Source organism: Blastococcus capsensis (assembly GCF_030165005.1).
Classification (GTDB): Bacteria; Actinomycetota; Actinomycetes; order Mycobacteriales; family Geodermatophilaceae; genus Blastococcus; species Blastococcus capsensis.
Map to the genome: position 1 here is coordinate 52,353 of NZ_JASNNW010000008.1, position 22,338 is coordinate 74,690.

General features: G+C 73.4%; 15 protein-coding genes and 1 CRISPR repeat array. Of the genes, 12 read left to right on the plus strand and 3 right to left on the minus strand.

Going from position 1 to position 22,338, the window contains the following annotated elements:
- Positions 1 to 75 precede the first annotated feature (75 nt).
- Genes cas3 through cas2e form a run of 8 tightly spaced genes read left to right on the plus strand, consistent with a single transcriptional unit; the run spans position 76 to position 9,023 of the window.
- A complete protein-coding gene (gene cas3, locus QOZ86_RS09075) occupies positions 76 to 2,922 on the plus strand; it encodes a CRISPR-associated helicase Cas3' (RefSeq protein WP_284491638.1) in 2,847 nt (948 codons plus the stop codon).
- On the plus strand, positions 2,919 to 4,586 hold the full coding sequence (gene casA / locus QOZ86_RS09080; RefSeq protein ID WP_284491639.1) for a type I-E CRISPR-associated protein Cse1/CasA: 1,668 nt from the start codon (positions 2,919 to 2,921) through the stop codon (positions 4,584 to 4,586). The genes cas3 and casA overlap by 4 nt, the downstream gene beginning before the upstream one ends.
- Positions 4,583 to 5,212: a type I-E CRISPR-associated protein Cse2/CasB gene (gene casB / locus QOZ86_RS09085; protein WP_284491640.1), complete on the plus strand. Its 630-nt coding sequence runs from the start codon at positions 4,583 to 4,585 to the stop codon at positions 5,210 to 5,212. The genes casA and casB overlap by 4 nt, the downstream gene beginning before the upstream one ends.
- Positions 5,209 to 6,312, plus strand: coding sequence for a type I-E CRISPR-associated protein Cas7/Cse4/CasC (cas7e, locus tag QOZ86_RS09090; protein ID WP_284491641.1), 1,104 nt, complete (start codon positions 5,209 to 5,211; stop codon positions 6,310 to 6,312). The genes casB and cas7e overlap by 4 nt, the downstream gene beginning before the upstream one ends.
- Positions 6,309 to 7,040: a type I-E CRISPR-associated protein Cas5/CasD gene (cas5e, locus tag QOZ86_RS09095; RefSeq protein ID WP_284491642.1), complete on the plus strand. Its 732-nt coding sequence runs from the start codon at positions 6,309 to 6,311 to the stop codon at positions 7,038 to 7,040. The genes cas7e and cas5e overlap by 4 nt, the downstream gene beginning before the upstream one ends.
- Complete coding sequence (gene cas6e / locus QOZ86_RS09100; protein ID WP_284491643.1) at positions 7,037 to 7,708, plus strand: type I-E CRISPR-associated protein Cas6/Cse3/CasE; 672 nt, start codon at positions 7,037 to 7,039, stop codon at positions 7,706 to 7,708. The genes cas5e and cas6e overlap by 4 nt, the downstream gene beginning before the upstream one ends.
- On the plus strand, positions 7,708 to 8,655 hold the full coding sequence (gene cas1e / locus QOZ86_RS09105; RefSeq protein WP_284491644.1) for a type I-E CRISPR-associated endonuclease Cas1e: 948 nt from the start codon (positions 7,708 to 7,710) through the stop codon (positions 8,653 to 8,655). The genes cas6e and cas1e overlap by 1 nt, the downstream gene beginning before the upstream one ends.
- The gene (cas2e, locus tag QOZ86_RS09110) at positions 8,655 to 9,023 is read left to right on the plus strand and encodes a type I-E CRISPR-associated endoribonuclease Cas2e (protein ID WP_284491645.1); all 369 of its coding nucleotides are present in this window, start codon (positions 8,655 to 8,657) and stop codon (positions 9,021 to 9,023) included. Before cas1e ends, cas2e begins: the two co-directional genes overlap by 1 nt.
- Before the next feature lie 65 nt (positions 9,024 to 9,088).
- A CRISPR array of direct repeats spans positions 9,089 to 15,399; the repeat unit is 29 nt; unit sequence GTGCTCCCCGCGTCCGCGGGGGTGAGCCC.
- A gap of 71 nt (positions 15,400 to 15,470) precedes the next feature.
- On the opposite strand, the gene QOZ86_RS09115 is transcribed toward cas2e, so the two are convergent.
- Together QOZ86_RS09115 and QOZ86_RS09120 are read right to left on the minus strand one after the other, a co-directional pair.
- On the minus strand, positions 15,471 to 15,875 hold the full coding sequence (locus tag QOZ86_RS09115) for a type II toxin-antitoxin system VapC family toxin (RefSeq protein ID WP_284491646.1): 405 nt from the start codon (positions 15,873 to 15,875) through the stop codon (positions 15,471 to 15,473).
- A complete protein-coding gene (locus tag QOZ86_RS09120; protein ID WP_284491647.1) occupies positions 15,872 to 16,141 on the minus strand; it encodes a type II toxin-antitoxin system Phd/YefM family antitoxin in 270 nt (89 codons plus the stop codon). The genes QOZ86_RS09115 and QOZ86_RS09120 overlap by 4 nt, the downstream gene beginning before the upstream one ends.
- Before the next feature lie 317 nt (positions 16,142 to 16,458).
- Between QOZ86_RS09120 and QOZ86_RS09125 the strand changes: the two genes are divergently transcribed.
- The 4 genes from QOZ86_RS09125 to QOZ86_RS09140 are packed head-to-tail and all read left to right on the plus strand — an operon-like array spanning position 16,459 to position 21,172.
- Positions 16,459 to 17,967, plus strand: coding sequence for a GntP family permease (locus QOZ86_RS09125; RefSeq protein ID WP_284491648.1), 1,509 nt, complete (start codon positions 16,459 to 16,461; stop codon positions 17,965 to 17,967).
- Between the two features lie 12 nt (positions 17,968 to 17,979).
- On the plus strand, positions 17,980 to 19,341 hold the full coding sequence (locus tag QOZ86_RS09130; RefSeq protein WP_284491649.1) for a four-carbon acid sugar kinase family protein: 1,362 nt from the start codon (positions 17,980 to 17,982) through the stop codon (positions 19,339 to 19,341).
- Entirely contained in the window at positions 19,338 to 20,375 is a 1,038-nt protein-coding gene (pdxA, locus tag QOZ86_RS09135; protein WP_284491650.1) for a 4-hydroxythreonine-4-phosphate dehydrogenase PdxA, read from the plus strand. The genes QOZ86_RS09130 and pdxA overlap by 4 nt, the downstream gene beginning before the upstream one ends.
- A gap of 17 nt (positions 20,376 to 20,392) precedes the next feature.
- A complete protein-coding gene (locus QOZ86_RS09140) occupies positions 20,393 to 21,172 on the plus strand; it encodes a DeoR/GlpR family DNA-binding transcription regulator (RefSeq protein WP_284491651.1) in 780 nt (259 codons plus the stop codon).
- On the opposite strand, the gene QOZ86_RS09145 is transcribed toward QOZ86_RS09140, so the two are convergent.
- Positions 21,150 to 22,289, minus strand: coding sequence for a glycerate kinase (locus QOZ86_RS09145; RefSeq protein WP_284491652.1), 1,140 nt, complete (start codon positions 22,287 to 22,289; stop codon positions 21,150 to 21,152). The genes QOZ86_RS09140 and QOZ86_RS09145 overlap by 23 nt on opposite strands.
- Positions 22,290 to 22,338 lie beyond the last annotated feature (49 nt).

Here is a 22,338-nt window from a genome sequence, read left to right on the forward strand (position 1 = left end):
CAACTTGCGGGTCGACCTTGCGGAACTCGTACGCCTTGCTGCAAGACTGCCTGCAGGTGACGACGGGGGGCGCGCGTGGGGTACGACGACGTCTCAGCCGGGCTGAGCGCTGCTGCACGTTCGGTCTGGGCCAAGACCAGCCGCGACCCGGACACGCGCGAGGTGTGTGACTGGATGCCGCTGTGGCAGCACCTCGACGACACGGCGGCGGTGGCCGGCCGGCTCTGGGACGACTGGCTGCCCCGGTCCGTGCGCCGTCAGATCGCCGGCTGCGTCGGCGGGGACGAGGAACGCGCTCGCCGGCTGGTCTGCTGGCTGGCCGGCCTGCACGACGTGGGCAAGGCGAGTCCGGCCTTCGCCGTCCAATACCCGGACGGCGCGCATCGGATGGCCTCGGCAGGTCTGGACACGGTCCGGTCCGCCTGGGGTCCCGAACGCCGCGAACTGCGCCACGAGCTGGCCGGGCACATCTGCCTCGTCCGCTGGCTGACGGCCCGGTACGGCTGGCGACGACCGGACGCCGACCGGCTCGCCGTCGTCGTCGGCGGGCACCACGGCGTTGCGCCCACAGCGACGCAGCTGACTGCCGGCGGCAAGCGGCCCGACCTGCTGGGTGACGGCCGCTGGACGGAAGTGCAGGTCGAGTACCTCGATCGGCAGGCTGCCCGGCTCCTGGACGACGGCGATCTCGCGGCGGTGATCCAGCCGGCCAGACCGGTGCAGGCACTGATGACCGCCCTCGTGATCGTCGCCGACTGGATCGCCAGCAACGAGGCGTTCTTCGGCTACCGGCGGAACGAGCCGGCTGCCGCACGGGTGGACCGGGCGTGGGCCCGCATCGACCTTCCGGCACCGTGGACGGCGGTCGAGCCGACGGCTGACGCCGGTGAGCTGCTCGCCCAGCGGTTCGGCCGCCGCGGTGCCCGCCCGGTGCAGGCCGCGGCCGTCGAGCTGGCCGCCAGCACCGTCGAGCCGGGGCTGCTGGTGATCGAGGCGCCGATGGGGGAAGGCAAGACGGAGGCAGCGCTGCTGGCCGCGGAGATCCTCGCCGCCCGCACGGGTGCCGGCGGCTGCTTCGTCGCCCTCCCTACCCAGGCGACGACCGACGCCATGTTCGCCCGTGTCCGGCACTGGCTCGACGAGTTGCCCTATGAAGGCGCGCGGTCGGTCTTCCTGGCGCACGGCAAGGCGTCGCTGAACGAGGACTACCGCGAACTGCTACCCAGAGGGCGGCACACCTCGGTGGCGATCGATGCCGACGACGACGCGCCGGGGCGCCGGGGCGAGGCGACCGGCTGGGCGCCGGTTCAGGCGGTGTCCGCGGTCGTCCACCAGTGGCTGAGCGGGCGCAAGAAGGGGGTGCTCGCCTCCTTCGTCGTCGGCACCGTCGACCAGACGCTGTTCCTAGCCCTGAAGAGCCGGCACCTCGTGCTGCGTCACCTAGCACTGGCCGGCAAGGTCGTCGTGATCGACGAGGTGCACGCCTACGACGTCTACATGGGCTCCTACCTGGACAAGGCACTGCACTGGCTGGGTGCCTACGGCGCCCCCGTCGTGCTGTTGTCGGCCACCTTGCCGCCGGCTCGCCGGGAGGAGCTGATCTCGGCTTACCGGTCGGGGCGGCAGGCCGGGGAAGAGGCCATCGAGATGGGTGGCGACGCGTACCCGGTGCTCACCGCGACCGATGGCCAGACGGTGATCCGCCGGCCGACCGCATCGGCCGGACGGCGGACCGAGGTCACGCTCGAGCTCCTGGATGCCGCGGATGACGAACTGGTGGCCCTGGCCGACCGGCTGTCCACCGAGCTGCGGGACGGCGGCTGCGCCCTCGTCGTCCGCAGCACGGTGGCCCGGGCACAGCAGGCCGGTCGCTACCTGGCCGAGCGCTTCGGTGCCGATCGGATCACCGTCACCCACGCCCGCTTCCTGGCAGTCGACCGGGCGGCCAACGACCGCGAGCTGCTGCACCGGTTCGGCCCTCCGGGCCCGGGCGTCGACCGCCCTTTCTGGCACGTCGTCGTCGGTACCCAGGTCGTCGAGCAGTCGCTGGACGTCGACTTCGACCTGCTGATCACCGACCTCGCCCCGGTCGATCTCGTGCTCCAGCGGGTGGGCCGGCTGCACCGACACGCCCGCGGCGAACACCAGGCCGACCGACCGGCGCCGCTGCGCACCGCGCGCTGCCTGCTCACCGGCGTCGACCGGGTGTCGACCCCGCCGCAGGCCGAGCCCGGCACGGCAGCGGTCTACGAGCAGGACGCGCTGTTCCGCTCCATGGCGGTGCTCTCGCCGCACCTCGACGGCGGCCCACCCCTGGTGCTGCCCGACCACATCGCCCCGCTCGTGCATCGGGCCTACGGCGACGAGGAGATCGGCCCGGCCGAGTGGCGCGAGGCCATGGTCGACGCGCGACGGAAGGCACAGGCCAGTGCGGCTCGACGGCGGCAGACGGCGGAGACCTTCCAGCTGAGGGAAGCCTCGGGGAGCCGGGCGATTCTCGGCTGGGTCGACGCCGGCGTGGGGACGGCCGACGAGGGGCCGCAGGGCGAGGCACAGGTGCGCGACGGGGAGATGACGCTCGAAGTGCTCGTCGTTTGCCGCACGCCCGACGGTCTCGTCGTCCCGCCGTGGGTGACGCCGCACGGCGGCGAGCTGCTCGCCACCACCCTGGCCATCGAACCTCGGCAGGCCCGGATCGTGGCCTCCTGCGCGCTGCGACTGCCCGGCTCGCTGACGCGCGACCCGCGCCGTCTCGACGCGGTGATCGCAGAGCTGGAGCAGGATTACATATCCGCCTGGCAGGCCTCGCCGCTGCTGGCCGGTCAGCTGGTCATGGTGCTCGACGCGCACGGCCGCCGCGAGCTCGTCGGTCAGCAGTTGCAGTACACCCGTGCCCTCGGCCTGGAGGTGGTCCGACCGTGACCGATGTGCCCAGTTTCGACCTGACGGCCGAGCCGTGGATCCCGGTTCTCGACCTCGACGGCCGGGAGCGCGTGCTCACGCCGCTGGATGTGGTCCAGCAGGCGGATCGGTTGGCGACGATCGGCGGCGAACTGCCGACCACCGGGTATGCGCTGACCCGGCTGCTGCTGGCCGTCCTGCACCGGGCCGTGCAGGGGCCCCGGGACGGCGAGCACTGGCGGCACCTGTGGGAGGAGCCTCGGCTGCCGGTCGGTGCGGTCGCCGAGTACCTGCAGCACTGGCGGGACCGCTGGGATCTCCTACACCCGCTCACCCCGTTCCTGCAGACGGCCGAGCTGCGTACTGCCGACGGCAAGCACTCGGGGCTGAGCAAGCTGATCGCCGACGTGCCCAACGGAGCACCGCTGTTCACCACCCGTGCCGGGCGCTCCCTCGCGCGGATGGGCCACGCCGAGGCGGCACGCTGGCTCGTGCACGCGCAGGCCTGGGACATCTCCGGCATCAAGACCGGCGTGCTGGACGACGACCGCACCAAGAAGGGCAAGCTCTACCCGCTTGGCGTCTCCTGGCTGGGACGCACCGGCGGCGTCTTGGTGGAGGGGCGCACGCTGCGCGACACGCTGCTGCTCAACCTGCTGCCCTACCGGGACGAGGAGCTGCCGCTGGGTTGGGGACGGCCGGACGGCGACCTGCCCACCTGGGAGCGTGCGCCGCTCCGCCCCGGTGTCGAACCGGATGTCTTTGGCCAGCCTCGCACCCGGCCGGCCGGCCCGGCCGACCTCTACACCTGGTCCGCACGGCGTATCCGGCTCGTCGCCGACGAGGACGGCGTAATAGGGGTGGTACTGACCTACGGCGACCCTCTTGCGCAGCAGAACGCGCACACCTTCGAGCCGATGACGGCCTGGCGGCGCAGCCCCACCCAGGAGAAGGCGCTCAAGCAGCCGCTGGTCTACATGCCTCGGCGGCACTCGGTGGAGCGCGTGTTCTGGCGCGGGCTGGCGGCCCTGCTGCCGGTCGCCGCGAGCACATGGACCGGAAGAGAAGCGGCCGACTTTCTTCCCCCAACCAGCCTGAACTGGTTATACGTCGCGCAGAACCAGGACTGGCTGGACCCGGCGTTGCCGGTGCGCGTGCGCATCGTCGGCGTGGAGTACGGCGCCCAGGACTCGTCGGTCGAGGAGATCGTCGCCGACCAGATGTCCTCGCGGGTCGCCGTGCTGCGCGCGGACGAGGGCACCCTCGGCGAGCAGGCCGTCGTCGCCGTCAGGCGCTGCGAGGAAGCGGTCAAGGCGCTGAAAAACCTGGCCGGCAACCTCGTCCGTGCCGCGGGTGGGGACGGCGACGGACCGCGCGCCCGCGCCGAGGAGATCGCCTTCGCCGCGCTCGACGCACCCTTCCGCCGCTGGGTGTCCGGCCTCGAGCCCGGCAGCGACCTCGGCGAGGTCCAGCGGGCGTGGCAGGTCGACATCGCCCGCATCGTGCGGCAGCTGGCCGAGGAACTCGTCGAGCAGTCCGGCCCGGCAGCATGGCGGGGCCGCGTCGTCCTCGGCCGGCACGTCGACGCAGGCCTCGCCGACGCTTGGTTCCGGGCCGCGCTGCGCACCGCCCTGCCCCTGGCCCATCCCGACGAGCCGTCTGCCCATCCCAAGGAGGCGTCATGACCGACACCCGCCCCGCTCCGCCGCGCGTCTCCTTGGAGGATCTGGTCGGCGACCGGGTGAGCGGACTGCAGGCTCGCTACCTGGCCGGCAGCAGCAGCGGTGTCGGCGACCTGGCGGCACTGCGCCGGGCGGTCACCGGGATGCCGGGGGAGGACCCGCGCACCTGGGCACTCACCGTGGCCGACGTCTCGCCGTGGGCCCGGGACGACGAGCCGACCGCGGCCGAGCTGGCCGCGCATGCCGCGCTGACCCTCTACGCGGTGCACCAGCAGTCACACGGTCGGGCCATGCACCTCCGTGGCCGCGGACTGGGCAGCGCGGTCAGGACGCTAGGACAGCAGACGAACGCCGAGGACGCGGTGCGACGGCGGTTCGAGGCGCTGGGCACCGCGGCCACGTTTCCCGAGCTGCTGCACCACGCCCGCGGCCTGGTCCGGCAGCTCCGGTCCGCCGGAGTGCCGCTCGACTACGGCCGTCTGGCTCGTGACTTCCTGCACTGGCAGGACCCCGGCCGCATCGCGTCGGTCCGCCTCCGGTGGGGCCGGGACTACCACCGCATCCGTACCGATGCAGCCACCACAGAAACAGCGACCACCGATCCGTCCCCGAGCGAGGAGAAGCAGTGAGCCGCACCTACATCGACGTCCACGTGCTGCAGACAGTGCCGCCGAGCAACCTCAATCGTGACGACACGGGCAGCCCGAAGACCGCGTTCTACGGCGGGGTGCGGCGGGCCCGGGTCTCCAGCCAGGCCTGGAAGCGAGCCACTCGGCGCGCCTTCGACGACGTGCTCGACCCATCCGTGCTCGGGGTGCGCACCCGCCGGGTGGTGGAGCTGGTGGCCGAGGAGATCCGCCGGCAGGACGCCGGCATCGAGGAGGCGACCGCGTTGACGGCGGCCGAGGGGGTGCTCAAGAAGGCGGGTATCGCCCTCAAGCCGGCGCGGAAGAAGGATGCGCCGCAGGAGTCGGGATACCTGCTCTTCCTCTCCCGCCGGCAGGTGAGCAGCCTGGCTGCCGCCGCGCTTACCGAGCACCGCGGCGAGGGCTGGCCGGCCAACGTCAAGCGGTTGGCCGACACCGAGCATTCAGTGGATCTGGCCCTCTTCGGCCGCATGGTCGCCGACTCGACCGACCTCAACGTCGACGCCAGCGTGCAGGTCGCGCACGCACTCAGCGTGCATGCGGTCGAGGAGCAGTTCGACTACTTCACCGCGGTCGACGACCACAAGGCGGCCGACGAGGAGGAGGACGCCGGCGCCGGCATGATCGGCACGGTCGAGTTCAACTCCTCCACCCTCTACCGCTACGCCACCGTCGATGTGGCGGGGTTGGCGGAGAACCTGGGCGATCCGGCCGCGGTGCGTGCGGCGGTCGAGGCGTTCGTCGGCTGCTTCGTCACAAGCATGCCCACCGGCAAGCAGAACACCTTCGCCAACCGGACCCTGCCCGACGCCGTCTGGGTACAGGTCCGCGACGACCAGCCGGTCAACCTCGTCGGCGCCTTCGAGGAGGCGATCGTGAGCACCACCGGCCGGGTGACGGAAGCGGTCGATCGCCTGGCGCAGCACGCCGCGGCGCTGGAGCGGGCGTACGGCATGGCCCCGGTTGCCAGCTTCGCCGCCGGACCCAAGGCAGCGCCGCTCGGGGAGCCGCGTCCCTGGCCGGAGGTGGTGACGGCGGTCGGCGATGCCGTCGCGTCGCGCCTGGGCGCCGTTCCGGCATGACGGTTCTGCTGCTGACTCTCACCGGCCCGCTGCAGTCCTGGGGCTCGGCCAGCCGCTTCGTCCGGCGCGGCACCGAACCCGCACCGACCAAGAGCGGTGTGGTCGGCCTGCTGGCGGCGGCGCAAGGACGGCGCCGCGCGGACCCGGTCGAAGACCTGGCCGCCCTGCGGTTCGGCGTGCGGATCGACCAGCCGGGGCGACTCGTCCGCGATTTCCAGACCGAACGGCGGGCGGACGGGACGTCGCTGCCGCTGAGCTACCGCTTCTACCTGGCCGACGCGGTGTTCCTCGCGGGCTTGGAGGGTGATGCCACGTTCCTCGAGGGTCTGGCCGACGCGATCCGGCGTCCGGTGTTCCCGCTGTTCCTCGGCCGGCGGTCCTGCCCACCCGCCGGTCCGCTGCTGCCACTCGTCCTCGACGGAACGTTGGAGGAGGTGTTCAGGGACCGGCCGTGGGCAGCCGCCGCTTGGTATCGCCGGTCGCGCGAGGTCCGGAATCTGCCCGAGGTCCGGCTGGAGACGGCCGTCGACGCGCAGCCGGCGGACGTCGGAGCGGTGTCGGTGCGCGACCACCCGGTGAGCTTCGACCCGGAGCTGCGCCAGTACGGCTGGCGGTCGGTCGCGCACGGTGCGGTGACCGTGCCGGGGCCGGCAGCCGGCCGTGCGGTGGCCACGGCGCGGGGCGGCGGGAGCGGGACGCACGACCCGATGGCGGTGTTCGACCGGTGACCACGTACCTGAGCAGGGTGGAGCTCAATCCGCAGCGACGTGCCGGACGAGGCCTGCTCGGCTCGCCCCAGGCGATGCACGCTGCCGTCCTGTCCGCCTTCCCAGGTGCACTCGCCGACCGGACCGACCAGCGGGTGCTCTGGCGGCTGGATCCCGTACCGGGGGCGGTGCACCTGTACGTCGTATCACCGGAGCAGCCCGACTTCACGCACATCGTCGAGCAGGCCGGCTGGCCAACGCTGCAGACATGGCAGAGCCGCGAGTACGACCCGTTCCTGGATCGGCTCGCCGCAGGTCAGTCGTGGGCCTTCCGGCTGACCGCAAACCCGACCAGGGCCCGCCCCGCTGCCGAGGGACGGCGGTCACAGCGCTTCGGCCACGTGACGGTGGCCCAGCAACAGCGCTGGTTGGTGCAGCGGTGTACGACGGCGGGATTCGACGTACTGGCGGCTTCGGAGATGGGGGACCCGGCGGACGGTGTCGTCGTCCGCGAGCGAGGCACAACCCGCTTCCGGCGAGGGGACGGCCAGGTGACGCTGACGACGGCTTCGTTCGAGGGGATGCTCACCGTGACCGACGCCGGGGCGCTCCGAGCCACGCTGACCGGCGGGCTGGGGCCGGGAAAGGCGTACGGCTGCGGGCTGCTCACGTTGGCCCCGGTGCAGTGATGCGCAAGATTCCGGGGCCACCGCCGCCCTCCCTGCCGGAGCTGGTACGGGCGGAAGACAGGCTGACGTTCGTGTACGTCGAGCGGTGCGTCGTCCACCGGGACGCCAACGCGATCACCGCCATGGACGACCGGGGAACCGTGCACATCCCGGCGGCCGGACTCGGCGCCCTCTTGCTGGGGCCGGGTACCCGGATCACCCATCAGGCCATGGTGCTGATCGGACAGAGCGGGGCAACGGCGGTGTGGGTGGGAGAGCGGGGCGTGCGCTGCTACGCACACGGCCGCTCGCTGGCGCGATCTTCCCGGCTGCTGGAGGCCCAGGCCGAGCTGGTGACCAACACCCGGTCACGGCTGGCGGTCGCGCGGCGCATGTACGGCATGCGGTTTCCCGGGGAGGACGTCGAGGGCCTCACCATGCAACAGCTGCGGGGACGGGAAGGTGCACGCGTCCGGCGGACCTACCGGGAGCACTCCGCCCGCACCGGTGTTGAGTGGAAGCGACGGGACTACAACGTCGAGGACTTCGCTTCGGGGGACCGCGTCAACCAGGCGCTGTCGGCGGCGAACACGTCGCTCTACGGAGTCGTCCATGCGGTGATCGTGGCGCTGGGCTGCTCGCCGGGACTGGGCTTCGTGCACACCGGCCACGAACTGTCGTTCGTCTACGACATCGCCGACCTCTACAAGGCCGAGATCAGCATCCCCGTGGCGTTCGAGGTCGCGGCGAGCCCCACGGAGGACATCCCCGCGGACGCGCGTCGGGCGGTACGAGACCGGCTGCACGACGGCAAGCTGCTGGAGCGTTGCGTGCGGGATGTCCGCCGGCTGCTGCTCACGGACGACGACTCGCCCGCCGATGCGCTGCCCGACGCCGATGTCGTCTACCTGTGGGACGAGGCCGACGATCCCGTGGCCAGCGGCTCCGGGTACGGGACGGACTTCTGATGGTCGTCCTCGTCCTGTCCGCCTGTCCGGCGGGGCTACGAGGGCATCTCACGCGGTGGCTGCTCGAGATTTCGGCGGGGGTGTTCGTGGGCCACGTGTCCGCTCGTGTGCGTGACCTCATGTGGCTCAACGTCTGCGAGATGACATCGGGCGGCCGGGCGCTGATGGTCTTCAGCGTGCCGGGGGAGCAGCGGATGGATTTCCTGGTGCACAACCACCATTGGACGCCGACGGATTTCGACGGCCTCACGTTGATGATGCGGCCGAACAGCGAGGCGGCGGCTCCTGCGGTCACGGAGAATCCGCCTGCGGCAGGCTGGAGTGCCGCGAGCAAGCGTCGCAAGTTCAGACGCGGCCCCGTCCGGTAACGTTTCGAGCCGAGAAACCGAACCCAGAACCACCACTTCGCGACTAAATGGGCAGGTCGAAAAGTGTGCTCCCCGCGTCCGCGGGGGTGAGCCCGACGAGCTGAGGAGCCCGACATGACCCCCACCGTGCTCCCCGCGTCCGCGGGGGTGAGCTCACAGCCGCAGTGCCCGTCAGGCCGGTGTCGTCGTGCTCCCCGCGTCCGCGGGGGTGAGCCCACCAGGTTGGCGATGGGCAAGTGCACGCCCAGGTGCTCCCCGCGTCCGCGGGGGTGAGCCCTCCTGCATGTTGTCTCGGTAGACAACGATGCCGTGCTCCCCGCGTCCGCGGGGGTGAGCCCTGGTGGCAACCGTGCGCGACTACGGCCCCGATGTGCTCCCCGCGTCCGCGGGGGTGAGCCCGGGTCCTCGTAGACGCCGTGGAAGTGACGGGTGTGCTCCCCGCGTCCGCGGGGGTGAGCCCGGGGCGAGGGCGCGGGCACGCTCGGCGGCCAGGTGCTCCCCGCGTCCGCGGGGGTGAGCCCCGAGCCCGCTGTCGGTCAGGTCGATGCCGGGCGTGCTCCCCGCGTCCGCGGGGGTGAGCCCCCCGACGGCATCCGCTGCCGCTTCGCTCGCGTGTGCTCCCCGCGTCCGCGGGGGTGAGCCCTGGGGGATGTTCGCCCCGGAGACCCCCAAGTAGTGCTCCCCGCGTCCGCGGGGGTGAGCCCGCCGGACGCCGACCCGCGGCGAGAGGGACCACGTGCTCCCCGCGTCCGCGGGGGTGAGCCCGGGACGCCATCGAGAAGATCAAGGCAGCCCGCGTGCTCCCCGCGTCCGCGGGGGTGAGCCCTTCTGGGCCGCTTCCCACCTCGACCGCAACAAGTGCTCCCCGCGTCCGCGGGGGTGAGCCCGAGCTGCTGCGCACCGGCTCCCTCGAGGTCAAGTGCTCCCCGCGTCCGCGGGGGTGAGCCCCCATTCGACCTCGCCGCCGTCGCCCTCCTCATGTGCTCCCCGCGTCCGCGGGGGTGAGCCCACCAAGCCCTACGGCGAGCACGCAGGAGGTGGGTGCTCCCCGCGTCCGCGGGGGTGAGCCCCTCCGCACCGAGGCGTTCCAGCAGTTGCCGGGGTGCTCCCCGCGTCCGCGGGGGTGAGCCCATCATGGACAGCGTCGGCCCGGACACCGGTGCGTGCTCCCCGCGTCCGCGGGGGTGAGCCCGGCTTCTTGACGACGACCCCCGGGAACGTGATGTGCTCCCCGCGTCCGCGGGGGTGAGCCCCCCAGCGCCCCCACGGTCGGCGAGCTCGCCGCGTGCTCCCCGCGTCCGCGGGGGTGAGCCCCTGCGTGAAGCGCACCCCGCTGGCCAGGACCAGTGCTCCCCGCGTCCGCGGGGGTGAGCCCTTGATGCTGATGGCGAACCCGATCGGTCTGGTGTGCTCCCCGCGTCCGCGGGGGTGAGCCAATACGGGGCCAGCCCGGTGCGCGGCAAGGTATGTGCTCCCCGCGTCCGCGGGGGTGAGCCCGCAAACTCGAAACCGCCGCCGCCCGCGCCCTCGTGCTCCCCGCGTCCGCGGGGGTGAGCCCTCCTGCTCGCAGGCGGCCTCCATCGCTTCCTTGTGCTCCCCGCGTCCGCGGGGGTGAGCCCTTGGTGGCGATCGCCGGGTCAGTGGTGGTGGAGTGCTCTCCGCGTCCGCGGGGGTGAGCCCACCTCGTAGTCGTCCCCGACGACCCACGTCGGGTGCTCCCCGCGTCCGCGGGGGTGAGCCCTTGTGGAGCGGCTCGTCGTCCAGCGTCAGGACGTGCTCCCCGCGTCCGCGGGGGTGAGCCCGGGTCGCGGATCCTGTTCGGAGCCCGGGAGCGGTGCTCCCCGCGTCCGCGGGGGTGAGCCCAGCAGATCCGCGGACGTGGAGGCGATGTCGGCGGCTCCCCGCGTCCGCGGGGGTGAGCCCCGGGGGGCGGTGCAGGCCTACGCCGCCGAGCTGTGCTCCCCGCGTCCGCGGGGGTGAGCCCGGGCGGGCATCAGCGTCGGGCCTTTCGGACGAGTGCTCCCCGCGTCCGCGGGGGTGAGCCCTCCGTCCAGCGGCGGTCCCACTCGTTGAGCAGGTGCTCCCCGCGTCCGCGGGGGTGAGCCCGGTTACGGAACCTCGCGGCGACTGTCCGACCGGTGCTCCCCGCGTCCGCGGGGGTGAGCCCCCCCGCCGCGGCGACGTCGCCGCGATCGCCGAGTGCTCCCCGCGTCCGCGGGGGTGAGCCCTGTCGGTCCACAGGTCGTCGTGCACGTCGCCGGTGCTCCCCGCGTCCGCGGGGGTGAGCCCGAGCTGCTGTGCGCCACCACGATGTAGAGGGCGTACTCCCCGCGTCCGCGGGGGTGAGCCCATCTCCAGCTACGGTTTCAACTCCGGTGGTGGGTGCTCCCCGCGTCCGCGGGGGTGAGCCCTGGCCAGCCCAGGCGCGCAGCTCACGGCCAGCGTGCTCCCCGCGTCCGCGGGGGTGAGCCCGTGGTCTTGGACATCGCGTCTCCTCGTCTGCTGTGCTCCCCGCGTCCGCGGGGGTGAGCCCCGCACCCGTCCCCCCCGTTACGTGCTCGTCGAGTGCTCCCCGCGTCCGCGGGGGTGAGCCGTCGTCGTATGTGCTCACTGGTCGATCTCCTTCGTGCTCCCCGCGTCCGCGGGGGTGAGCCCATCGCGCCGCCCGCCCTCCCGGCTGCCCGCGGGTGCTCCCCGCGTCCGCGGGGGTGAGCCCCGGTCTACGGATTCGCCACGGGCGGACCGGTCGTGCTCCCCGCGTCCGCGGGGGTGAGCCCAGCACGGCAGCGCCAAGCTAAGCGACGAGGACGTGCTCCCCGCGTCCGCGGGGGTGAGCCCAGGCCGCTCGCGGCCAGGATTCGGACCTGTGCGTGCTCCCCGCGTCCGCGGGGGTGAGCCCAGCGTCGCCAGAAACGTGGACAACCCGGGGGAGTGCTCCCCGCGTCCGCGGGGGTGAGCCCCGGACGCTGGCCTGCGGCGGTGCCCCCAGGTCGTGCTCCCCGCGTCCGCGGGGGTGAGCCCTCCGAGGGTCGGGCGTCCGGGTCCACCATCGCGTGCTCCCCGCGTCCGCGGGGGTGAGCCCCGCCGCGACTTCTTGGTGCGCCGCCGCCGGCTGTGCTCCCCGCGTCCGCGGGGGTGAGCCCACGCCCGTCTGCTCCGGGTCCCCGTAGGGCGCGTGCTCCCCGCGTCCGCGGGGGTGAGCCCCCGCACGACACGATCGTCCACGTCTCGGTGACGTGCTCCCCGCGTCCGCGGGGGTGAGCCCCGTTCCCCCGGTGGCTGGCTCGGCCGCAAGAAGTGCTCCCCGCGTCCGCGGGGGTGAGCCCGGCGGCTACATCTACGTGGTCCTGAGCTGGCCGTGCTCCCCGCGTCCGCGGGGGTGAGCCCCGGCACTACCTTGCGGCCAAGAGGGCAGGAGCGTGCTCCCCGCGTCCGCGGGGGTGAGCCCTTCTCGAAGCCCCCACCGGTGGGCGCCAGGATGTGCTCCCCGCGTCCGCGGGGGTGAGCCCTCGCCCGGATGGGTCCCGAGGGGGCGCCGCTGGTGCTCCCCGCGTCCGCGGGGGTGAGCCCGACTGGCTGCGCGACCTGATGACCGTGCTCGGGTGCTCCCCGCGTCCGCGGGGGTGAGCCCAGCATCCAGTTCTACCGGGTAGGTGTCAGGATGTGCTCCCCGCGTCCGCGGGGGTGAGCCCCAGTTCTGGGAGCCTTCTGCGGGCAAAGGGATGTGCTCCCCGCGTCCGCGGGGGTGAGCCCGCCGGCGGCGGCTTCGCGCTCGGCGCCCTGGCGTGCTCCCCGCGTCCGCGGGGGTGAGCCCCGCCGGTACGCCCGATGACCGACAGCGGACCCGTGCTCCCCGCGTCCGCGGGGGTGAGCCCACCGTCAGCCCGTCCGGGCCGGCGTCGATGACGTGCTCCCCGCGTCCGCGGGGGTGAGCCCGACGTTGCCGCCGGACGAGTTGATCCCATCCAGTGCTCCCCGCGTCCGCGGGGGTGAGCCCGACCCGCCGAAGTCGTTGAGCCGCTCGATGTTGTGCTCCCCGCGTCCGCGGGGGTGAGCCCCTGCAAAAGTCGCCCCCGCTCTCCTTCGGGAGGTGCTCCCCGCGTCCGCGGGGGTGAGCCCCCGGTGTCGGACAACGCGGTCGGCTACCTGCTGTGCTCCCCGCGTCCGCGGGGGTGACCCCCAGTCCCGGTTGCCCTGCCCGTCCAGCTGGTAGTGCTCCCCGCGTCCGCGGGGGTGAGCCCTCGTCGGGGGTCTCCGACGTCCCGTAGCGCCAGTGCTCCCCGCGTCCGCGGGGGTGAGCCCTACGACGCCGCCCCGGCCACACCGCAGCAGATGTGCTCCCCGCGTCCGCGGGGGTGAGCCCTTCGACGTGGCCGACTGGCCCCAAGGGCTGCTGTGCTCCCCGCGTCCGCGGGGGTGAGCCCAACACCGCGCTGGCCGGCAACCCGGTGACCGTGTGCTCCCCGCGTCCGCGGGGGTGAGCCCATCTACGTGAACCGGGTGGCGCTGTGAGCACGGTGCTCCCCGCGTCCGCGGGGGTGAGCCCCGCGGGCCGACGTCGACTGGCTTCCGCAGATCGTGCTCCCCGCGTCCGCGGGGGTGAGCCGCGCCACAGCAGCTCATGCCGGTCGCCGTCCGCGTGCTCCCCGCGTCCGCGGGGGTGAGCCCTGACCGTGAACGCGCTCGCCCACACCGGGATGGTGCTCCCCGCGTCCGCGGGGGTGAGCCCGCGATCGTCACCGTGTCGCCCGGTTCGGTTGAGTGCTCCCCGCGTCCGCGGGGGTGAGCCCCGCCGGGTCAACGCCCGCATCGACGAGCTCGCGTGCTCCCCGCGTCCGCGGGGGTGAGCCCAGCCGGGACGGCGTCACCCCGTTCGTGATCACGTGCTCCCCGCGTCCGCGGGGGTGAGCCCGTGATGCGCGCAGCCCGCCCGCACGGCGGCGCGTGCTCCCCGCGTCCGCGGGGGTGAGCCCCGCGGCACCGAGGCCCACGCCTTGGCCGAGGAGTGCTCCCCGCGTCCGCGGGGGTGAGCCCAAGCAGCTGTCCCCCGACGCCCCGACCACGACGTGCTCCCCGCGTCCGCGGGGGTGAGCCCGAGCAAGAGTTCTCCGGCGACGTCGACACCGTATGCTCCCCGCGTCCGCGGGGGTGAGCCCCATTCGGGCAGCTTGGGCGGGGTGGCCGGCAGGTGCTCCCCGCGTCCGCGGGGGTGAGCCCCGGTCAGCGAGCCGGCCGCGGAGGGTCACCGGGTGCTCCCCGTGTCCGCGGGGGTGAGCCCGGTAGGGAGGGGCATTCAGGCCTGCTGTGCCGGTGCTCCCCGCGTCCGCGGGGGTGAGCCCACATGGTCGGACAGGGCGACCCGCACCAGCAGGTGCTCCCCGCGTCCGCGGGGGTGAGCCCTTCTGCCGGGTGGTGAACAGTCCGACGGGGGTGTGCTCCCCGCGTCCGCGGGGGTGAGCCCCGACGCCCAGCCCATCGTCCTGGGCTACACCAGTGCTCCCCGCGTCCGCGGGGGTGAGCCCCTCGGGGGTAGCAAAGCCGCATCCACACCGGCGTGCTCCCCGCGTCCGCGGGGGTGAGCCAAGACCAGCCCCCACATGGCTGCGAGGGCGAAGTGCTCCCCGCGTCCGCGGGGGTGAGCCCACTACGAAGACCGGGCGGCGACGGAGCGCGCTGTGCTCCCCGCGTCCGCGGGGGTGAGCCCCTGTACCGAATCGTGGAGGAGTATGGGAAGACGTGCTCCCCGCGTCCGCGGGGGTGAGCCCTTGGTCAGGTTGTCCCGCGCTGCCTGGTCGGCGTGCTCCCCGCGTCCGCGGGGGTGAGCCCACCACGCCGGGCAGTGACCCGCACGCCGGATAGTGCTCCCCGCGTCCGCGGGGGTGAGCCCCGCGCGTCCCGCGGCGGACCCGGGACACCGTTGTGCTCCCCGCGTCCGCGGGGGTGAGCCCAGGTCGTTCTTGTTGTCCGGCTCGTAGTCCGCGGTGCTCCCCGCGTCCGCGGGGGTGAGCCCGGGCGCGTGGTCCCGCCGACGATGAAGTAGCGGTGCTCCCCGCGTCCGCGGGGGTGAGCCCTCACTCATGCGGCGATGCGCGCGGCGGAGATGGTGCTCCCCGCGTCCGCGGGGGTGAGCCCGCCGTCGGCGTCGAGTTCACCAGTCAGGACGGGTGCTCCCCGCGTCCGCGGGGGTGAGCCCGCCGTCGGCGTCGAGTTCACCAGTCAGGACGGGTGCTCCCCGCGTCCGCGGGGGTGAGCCCTTCTGCCGGGTGGTGAACAGGCCGACCGGCATGTGCTCCCCGCGTCCGCGGGGGTGAGCCCTACGGCTACAAGACGTTCGACGACGGCGCCGGGTGCTCCCCGCGTCCGCGGGGGTGAGCCCCAGCCGGCGTCGCGGACGAAACCGCCGCTGGGCAGATCCTCATGGCCCTTGACAGTCCCGGCTGGTGGCCGTCACCGCCACCAGTCCTGGTCCCACCCAGGAGACGACGGTCGCATGCCCAGAGCGTCGGCGGCCCGGGCCTGCTGCTGGTCGTAGGTCAGCAGCTCGGTCTGTTCCAGTCGTTGAGCGGTGATGAGGTAGATGGCATCAGATGTGCTGACCCAGGTACCGGGGAGCCGTAGTCGGCCCGCCTCGCGCAGGACGGAGTCGTCCACAGCCAGCAGCTCGACCCTCGCCAGCAACCGTTCGACGACGCCGTAGTCCGCGCCGATCCGGGTGGCGAGCCGGAGCAGCTCACCGATGAGCAGCGAAGAGCTGAAGAGCTCGTCGTCGGAGGTGAACCGGGCGCGCATCTCCAGGGTGCCTGTTTCGGCAACGACGAGCTTGGCCGCCGCTGAGGCGTCGAGCGCTGTCACCGGTCGCCGCGCACCTCGGTCAGCAGTCGACTGAGTGGCTCGGCCACCTGCATCGGAGGCGGCAGGTCGTCCAGGTCGGCGCCTCGGACGGTGGCGGGGGACAGGCGGCCCTGTGTCCGGAGCCGCTCGACGGCCGTCAGGTTCGGCGGTACCAGCTCGGCGACCGGGACGCCGTTGGTGGTGATGCGGATGCGTTCACCCGCAGAAGCCCGGCGCAACAGTTCACCGCTCCGGTTGCGCAACTCGCGCTGGCTGACCGTCTCCATGGCCGCAAATGTAGCACTGGCTGCTACGGCCTGGGCGCGCAAGTCGGTGGCGACATGTCGAGATCCCCACCACGACCGGCAAGCTGTACCTGGCCACGGTGATCGACCTGCGCAGTTGGCATGTGAGGCGAACCTGCGCGTCTTGTGCTCCCCCGTCCTTACGCGCCAAGTCGTGCCACACGACATTCCCACCGCCGCGCTCACTTGCGCGTTCTGCGCAAAGTTACCCGTCGGTCCCGGTTGCTCTGCGCAGAAAGCTCGTCAAGGCTGCCCTTGGTCGTCTCCCAACGGCGGGGGATCGGCAAGGAGGCTTCCCGGTGGACGTACAGCTGCTCCTCGCACTCGTGCTCGGCATCGCGACCATCGTCGTGATCGTCCTGCGCACCCGTCTCGACGCGTTCGTGGCGCTCCTGATCGCCGCGCTGGTCACCGGCTTCATCGCCGGCTCGCCGGTCGGGGAGACCATCGGATCGATCACGACCGGCTTCGGCAACACGCTGGGATCGATCGGCATCGTCATCGGGCTGGGGGTGGCGATCGGCAAGATGCTGGAGGTTTCCGGTGCCGCGGATCGGCTGGCCCGCGGTTTCGTCCGGCTCCTCGGGAAGGGCCGGGAGCACTGGGCCATGGCCGGTACCGGCGCCGTGGTGTCCATCCCGGTGTTCTGCGACTCCGGCTACGTGATCATGAACCCGCTGGCGCGGTCGATCGCCCGGCGGATCAACGGGCGCTACGTCGTCCTCGCCCTCGCGCTGGGCTGCGGGATGACGCTGACCCACCACCTGGTGCCGCCCACGCCGGGCCCCCTGGCCGTCGCCGGCATCCTGGGCGCCAACATCGGTGCCCTCATCCTGGCCGGTCTGGTCTTCACCCTGCTGCTGATGCCGGTCGTCATCGCTTACGCATCCTGGATCGGCCCGAAGCTGGAGGGCGAGGTCAACGAAACCGTCCGCGAAGCCGTCTACGCCGGCAACCGGGCGACCAGCGAGGTCGCCGGCGGCCGGGCGGTCGGCGGGGCGGCGGCCACCGAGACCGGCGGCCCCACGAGTCCACCCCTCGGTGGTGAGCCGCCGTCCGACGAGCCGCTCAGCCACCAGCTCGGCGAGACGCCGGAGGGGGAGCGGCCGCACCGGGTCGGCTTCCTGGTCGCCTCGCTGCCGCTGCTGGTACCGCTGCTGCTCATCGTGCTCAACACCGTCGCCACGGCGATCGACCGCAACGCCGTCGGCGCGCTGGACCCGGGCCAGGAGTACACCCCCGAGGGCGCCGTCGCCGCGCTCGCCTTCATCGGCAACCCGGTGATCGCCCTGCTGGTCGGTATCGTCCTGGCCGTCTACCTGCTGCTGCCGCGTTGGACGCCGCGCAAGCGCGTGCACTCCTGGCTCGCCGACGCCGCGGCGTCGGCCGGGCTGATCATCCTGATCACCGGCGCGGGTGGCGCCCTCGGCCAGGTGCTGCGCGACTCGGGAGTCGGCGACGAGCTGGCCGAGGCCATCTCCCAGCTGTCGCTGCCCAGCGTCCTGGTGCCCTTCCTGATCGCCTCGCTCGTCCGTCTCGCACAGGGCTCGGGCACCGTCGCGATGATCACCGCGGCTTCGGTCTCGGCGCCGCTGGTCCTGGCGCTCGGGCTCTCGCCGCTGCTGGCCGCGCTGGCCTGCACCGCGGGATCGATGGTGTTCAGCTACTTCAACGACTCCTACTTCTGGGTCGTCACCCGGTTCACCGGGCTGGACGGCACAGCCGCGCTCCGCGGGTGGTCGGGGATCACCACGGCCGTCTGGGCGGCTTCGCTGCCGCTGCTGCTCATCGCGAGCCTCTTCCTGTGACCGTCACGTCCGATGGGTGACGTGCTCGTCGTCGCCGACGACCTGACCGGTGCGAACGCGACGGCCGCGGACTTCTCCTCCGTCGGCCTGCGGGCGGCGACGGCGAGCGCCGCCACCGGGGCCGAGGTGGTCACCGGCATGGCCTCCCGCTTCGACGTGCTGGTGGCCACGACCGACAGCCGGCACTCCCCACCGGACGAGGCTGCGGCGCGAGCGCGCTCGGTGGTGCGCGCCGGGTGGCCGGCCCGGCTCGTCTGCAACCGGATCGACACCACGTTGCGCGGCAACGTCGGCGCGACGACGGCGGCGGTGGCCGACGAGGTCCGGAGTCTCACGGGGGCGCGGGTGGTGGTGCTGTGCGCGCCGGCGCACCCGACGGCCGGACGGCACACGATCGGTGGCACCCAGCTACTCGACGGACGCCGGCTCGAGGAGACGGAGGTCGCGCGGGACTCCCGTACGCCGATGCGCACCTCCGACGTCCTGGAGATCCTGCGCCAGCAGACCGACCTGACCGCCCACCTGGTGCCCATGGCCGTGGTCACCGGCCCGGCCGAGAGCCTGGTCGGCGACATCGGGGCGGCTCTCGACGGGGGCGCGGAGATCCTCATTGCCGATGCGATGACCGAGGAGCACCTCGCGCGCATCGCCACCGCGGCGGTGACGGCGTCCGAAGGTCGCGACGTGGTGTGGGTCACCAGCGACCCCGGCCCGTCCTCGGTGGCGATGGCGCGGGCGCTGGGCCTGGGCCGGACGTCGCACGGTTTCCCGCTCCTGGTGGTCTCGGGGTCCGCGACCGAGCTCACCCGCAAGCAGCTCCAGCAGCTGGTCGCGGAGCGGGGAGCAGTCGTGCACCGGATGCCGTCGCTGCCGGGGAGCGCCGTTCCCGACGTCGAGGCCGCGACCGCCGTGCTGGCCGAGGCCCTCGCGCAGGCGGCCGCCGACGACATCGTCGTGTTCGCCACGGTGGTCGAGGACTCCGACGTGCGGCCGATGACGGCAGAGGACGCCGCCCGCATTCCGCGGCACCTGGCGACGGCGGTGCGCCGGGTGGTGGAGGAGCACCCGGTGGAGGGGCTGTTCACCACCGGGGGTGACGTGACCGCCGCGGTGCTGGCCGAACTCGGCTCGCACGGCCTCGAGATCTCCGGTGAGGTGGTTCCCCTCGCGGTCGCGGGGACGCTCGTCGGCGGACCGTGGGAGGGCATGCACATCACCACCAAGGGCGGGCTGGTCGGTGACGTGGGCACCACGGTCACGTGCCTGGACCACCTCCGGCAGACCGTCGAGCTCGACCGCCGCCGGGTCGCATCCGCCGACTCCCGACCCCTGCACCGACCACCGCCGGCCCCCACGAAGGAGAGACAGACATGACCCGACACGTACTCGCAGTCACCATCGGCGACCCGGTGGGCATCGGCCCGGAGATCACGGCGCGGACGCTGGTCGATCAGGCCGGCGCGGCCGACCACCACGGCGTCGCCGTGGGGGATGCCGCCGCCCTGCGTCGCGGGGTGGCGGCGATGGGCCTCGACGTGGAGGTCCGCGCCGTGGACGGTTTCGACGTGGAGCCCGCCGCGGGGGTCATCGACATCGTCGACACCGGCGTCCTCGGCGACGACGTGCCCGAGTGGGGGAAGGTGGACGAGCGCGCCGGCCGGGCCGCGATCGCCGCCATCGAGACCGCCACGCGCGCCGCCATGGAGCGGAAGGTGGCCGGCATCGTGACCGGGCCCATCAACAAGGAGGCCATCTGGGCCGCGGGCTCCGAGCACCTGGGCCACACCGAGATGCTGGGCGAGCTGACGGGCGTCACGCAGCAGGACACCATGTTCGTCGTCCGCAACACCGCCCAGCCCGGCCACCACCTGCGGATCTTCTTCACGACCCGGCACGTCGCGCTGCGCACGGCCATCGACCAGATCAGCAAGGAGCGGGTCGAGGACTCGATCCGCAAGGCGCACACCGCGCTCCAGGTCTTCGGCGTCGAGAACCCCCGCCTTGCCGTCGCCGCGCTGAACCCGCACGGCGGGGAGAACGGCAACTTCGGCGACGAGGAGATCGTGCACATCGGCCCGGCCTGCGAGGCCGCCCGCGCCGACGGCCTGGACGTGCGCGGACCCATCCCGGCCGACTCGGTGTTCCACCAGGGGCTGGTCGGCAGGTACGACGGGGTGCTCTCGCACTTCCACGACCAGGGACACATCCCGGCGAAGACCTTCGATTTCGACGGCACCATCTCGGTGACGGTCGGGCTGCCGATCCTGCGGACGTCGGTCGACCACGGCACGGCCTTCGACATCGCCGGCACGGGCAAGGCCGGTCACGGCACGATGCTGTCGGCCTACCTCGCCGCGGTCGACTACGCGCCCTTCGTCGACAACATCCGCCGAACCTACGGTTCCTGACCGCCGGACCGGCGGCCATGGCCGAGACACGGAGACGCCGCTCGACGGAGGAGCGGCACGAGGCACTGGTCACCCTGCTGCGTGGCGGCATCGAGGGAGTGGAGGCGCTCGCCGACCGGGTCGGGGTCTCCGCCTCGACGGTGCGCCGGGACCTGACCCAGCTTCAGGAGGACGGCCGGATCGCCCGCACCTACGGGGGTGCTCTGGTCCGGGAGGTCTTCCACGAGCGGTCCTTCGGCGACAGCACGCGCCTGTTCGCCGACGCCAAGGCAGCCATCGCGACGGCGGCGGTGGAACTGGTCCCGGCGGAGGCCAGCGTCTTCGTCGACGCGGGCACGACCTGCCTCGCCCTGGCCCGTGTCCTCGCCGACCGCGGCCCGCTGACGGTGGTGACCCGTGGCCTGGAGGCGGCGTTGCAGCTGGCCAGGGTGCCGGGGCTCCGGGTGATCATGGTGGGCGGTCAGGTGCAGCCGCTGAGTCACGGCGTGGCGGGCGCTCTCTCCGAGGTGGCCCTCGGGCGCCTCGCGTTCGACATCGCCTTCCTGGGCGCCGACACCCTGCACCCCGAGAAGGGGCTGGGTGAGCCGACCGTCGAGGAGACCTACGTCAAGGAGCTGGTCGCCGGACGGTCGGGGCGCGTGGTGGTGCTCGCCGACTCCTCCAAGTTCGTCCCGGCGAACCCGCCGGCGTGGACGCACCTGGGTGGGGAGTGGAGCGTGCTCACCGACGAGGCGGTGGATCCCGTGACCGTCGCGCGGTTCGGACGACGGGGGGTCAACGTCGTCCCGGTGCGCTGAGGTGCCGGACGGCGAGCTGCGCCGCGACCTGCTCCAGCAGCGGCCCCGCCTCCGCCATGCTGCGGTCGGGATCGGCCTCGATGTCGGCGAGGGCGTAGGCGGCGTCGATCCCTGCCCCGCGCAGCTGCTCGTCGCTGAGCAGGTTCCGGCCGCACACCGCGACCACCGTGGGGACGCCGGCGTCGCGGGCCCGCCGGGCGACCCCCACCGGCGCCTTGCCGTGCAGCGTCTGCGGGTCCAGCGACCCCTCGCCGACGATGACGAGCTCGGCCTGGCGCACCTGGTCGCCGAAGTCGAGCAGGTCGAGCATCAGCTCGATCCCCGGCCGGAGCGTGGCGCCCAGGATGGCCATGGCCGCGAACCCGACACCGCCGGCGGCGCCCGCCCCGGGAGCCTCCCGGACGTCGCGCCCGGTGGCCTCGGCGACCAGGTCGGCCAGCCGGCCCAGGTTGCGGTCCAGCCGCTCGACCTGGGTCTCGTCGGCGCCCTTCTGCGGGCCGTAGACGGCCGCGGCCCCGGTCGGCCCGGTCAGCGGGTTGTCGACGTCGCAGGCCACGACGATCTCCGCGTCGGCCAGGGCCGGGTGCAGGCCGCCGAGGTCGACCCGGGACAGCTGCGCGAGCGCCCCGCCGCCCGGGCCGATCTCGCGGCCGTCGGCGTCCAGCAGCCGGGCGCCCAGGGCCTGCAGCATCCCGGCGCCACCGTCGGTGCAGGCGCTGCCGCCGATGCCGACGACCACGCGGCGCGCCCCGTCGGCCAGCGCGGCTCCGATCAGCTCACCGGTACCGCGGCTGGTGGCGGTCAGCGGCGCCGGCCGGCCACCGGGCAGCCGGGACAGGCCGGACACGTCGGCCATCTCCACGACCGCGACGTCCCCCCGGCGGCCGTAGGCGGTCGGCACCGGCTCACCGGTCGGGCCCGCAGCCGTCACGGCCACCCGTTCGAAGCCGGCCGCCACGGCCGCGGCCAGGGTGCCGTCCCCGCCGTCGGCCACCGGCACCGCCCGGACGTCGAGCCCGGGCACCGCCGCGGTGAGGCCGGAGCGGACCGCCTCGGCGACCTCGGCGGCGGTCAGCGACCCCTTGAACTTGTCCGGAGCGACCAGGACGCGCGTCATGGCTGGGATCGTGCCAGCCGCCTTCCGCCGGCCACGTGGTGGCGTCGGC

What these genes read in the sequence shown, in the direction of transcription:
- casB (WP_284491640.1), top strand. Translation starts at nt 4,583, where the DNA reads ATGACCGACACCCGCCCCGCTCCGCCGCGCGTCTCCTTGGAGGATCTG.
- cas5e (WP_284491642.1), top strand. Translation starts at nt 6,309, where the DNA reads ATGACGGTTCTGCTGCTGACTCTCACCGGCCCGCTGCAGTCCTGGGGC.
- cas1e (WP_284491644.1), top strand. Translation starts at nt 7,708, where the DNA reads ATGCGCAAGATTCCGGGGCCACCGCCGCCCTCCCTGCCGGAGCTGGTA.
- cas2e (WP_284491645.1), top strand. Translation starts at nt 8,655, where the DNA reads ATGGTCGTCCTCGTCCTGTCCGCCTGTCCGGCGGGGCTACGAGGGCAT.
- QOZ86_RS09120 (WP_284491647.1), bottom strand. Translation starts at nt 16,141, where the DNA reads ATGGAGACGGTCAGCCAGCGCGAGTTGCGCAACCGGAGCGGTGAACTG.
- QOZ86_RS09130 (WP_284491649.1), top strand. Translation starts at nt 17,980, where the DNA reads ATGGGTGACGTGCTCGTCGTCGCCGACGACCTGACCGGTGCGAACGCG.
- pdxA (WP_284491650.1), top strand. Translation starts at nt 19,338, where the DNA reads ATGACCCGACACGTACTCGCAGTCACCATCGGCGACCCGGTGGGCATC.
- QOZ86_RS09140 (WP_284491651.1), top strand. Translation starts at nt 20,393, where the DNA reads ATGGCCGAGACACGGAGACGCCGCTCGACGGAGGAGCGGCACGAGGCA.
- QOZ86_RS09145 (WP_284491652.1), bottom strand. Translation starts at nt 22,289, where the DNA reads ATGACGCGCGTCCTGGTCGCTCCGGACAAGTTCAAGGGGTCGCTGACC.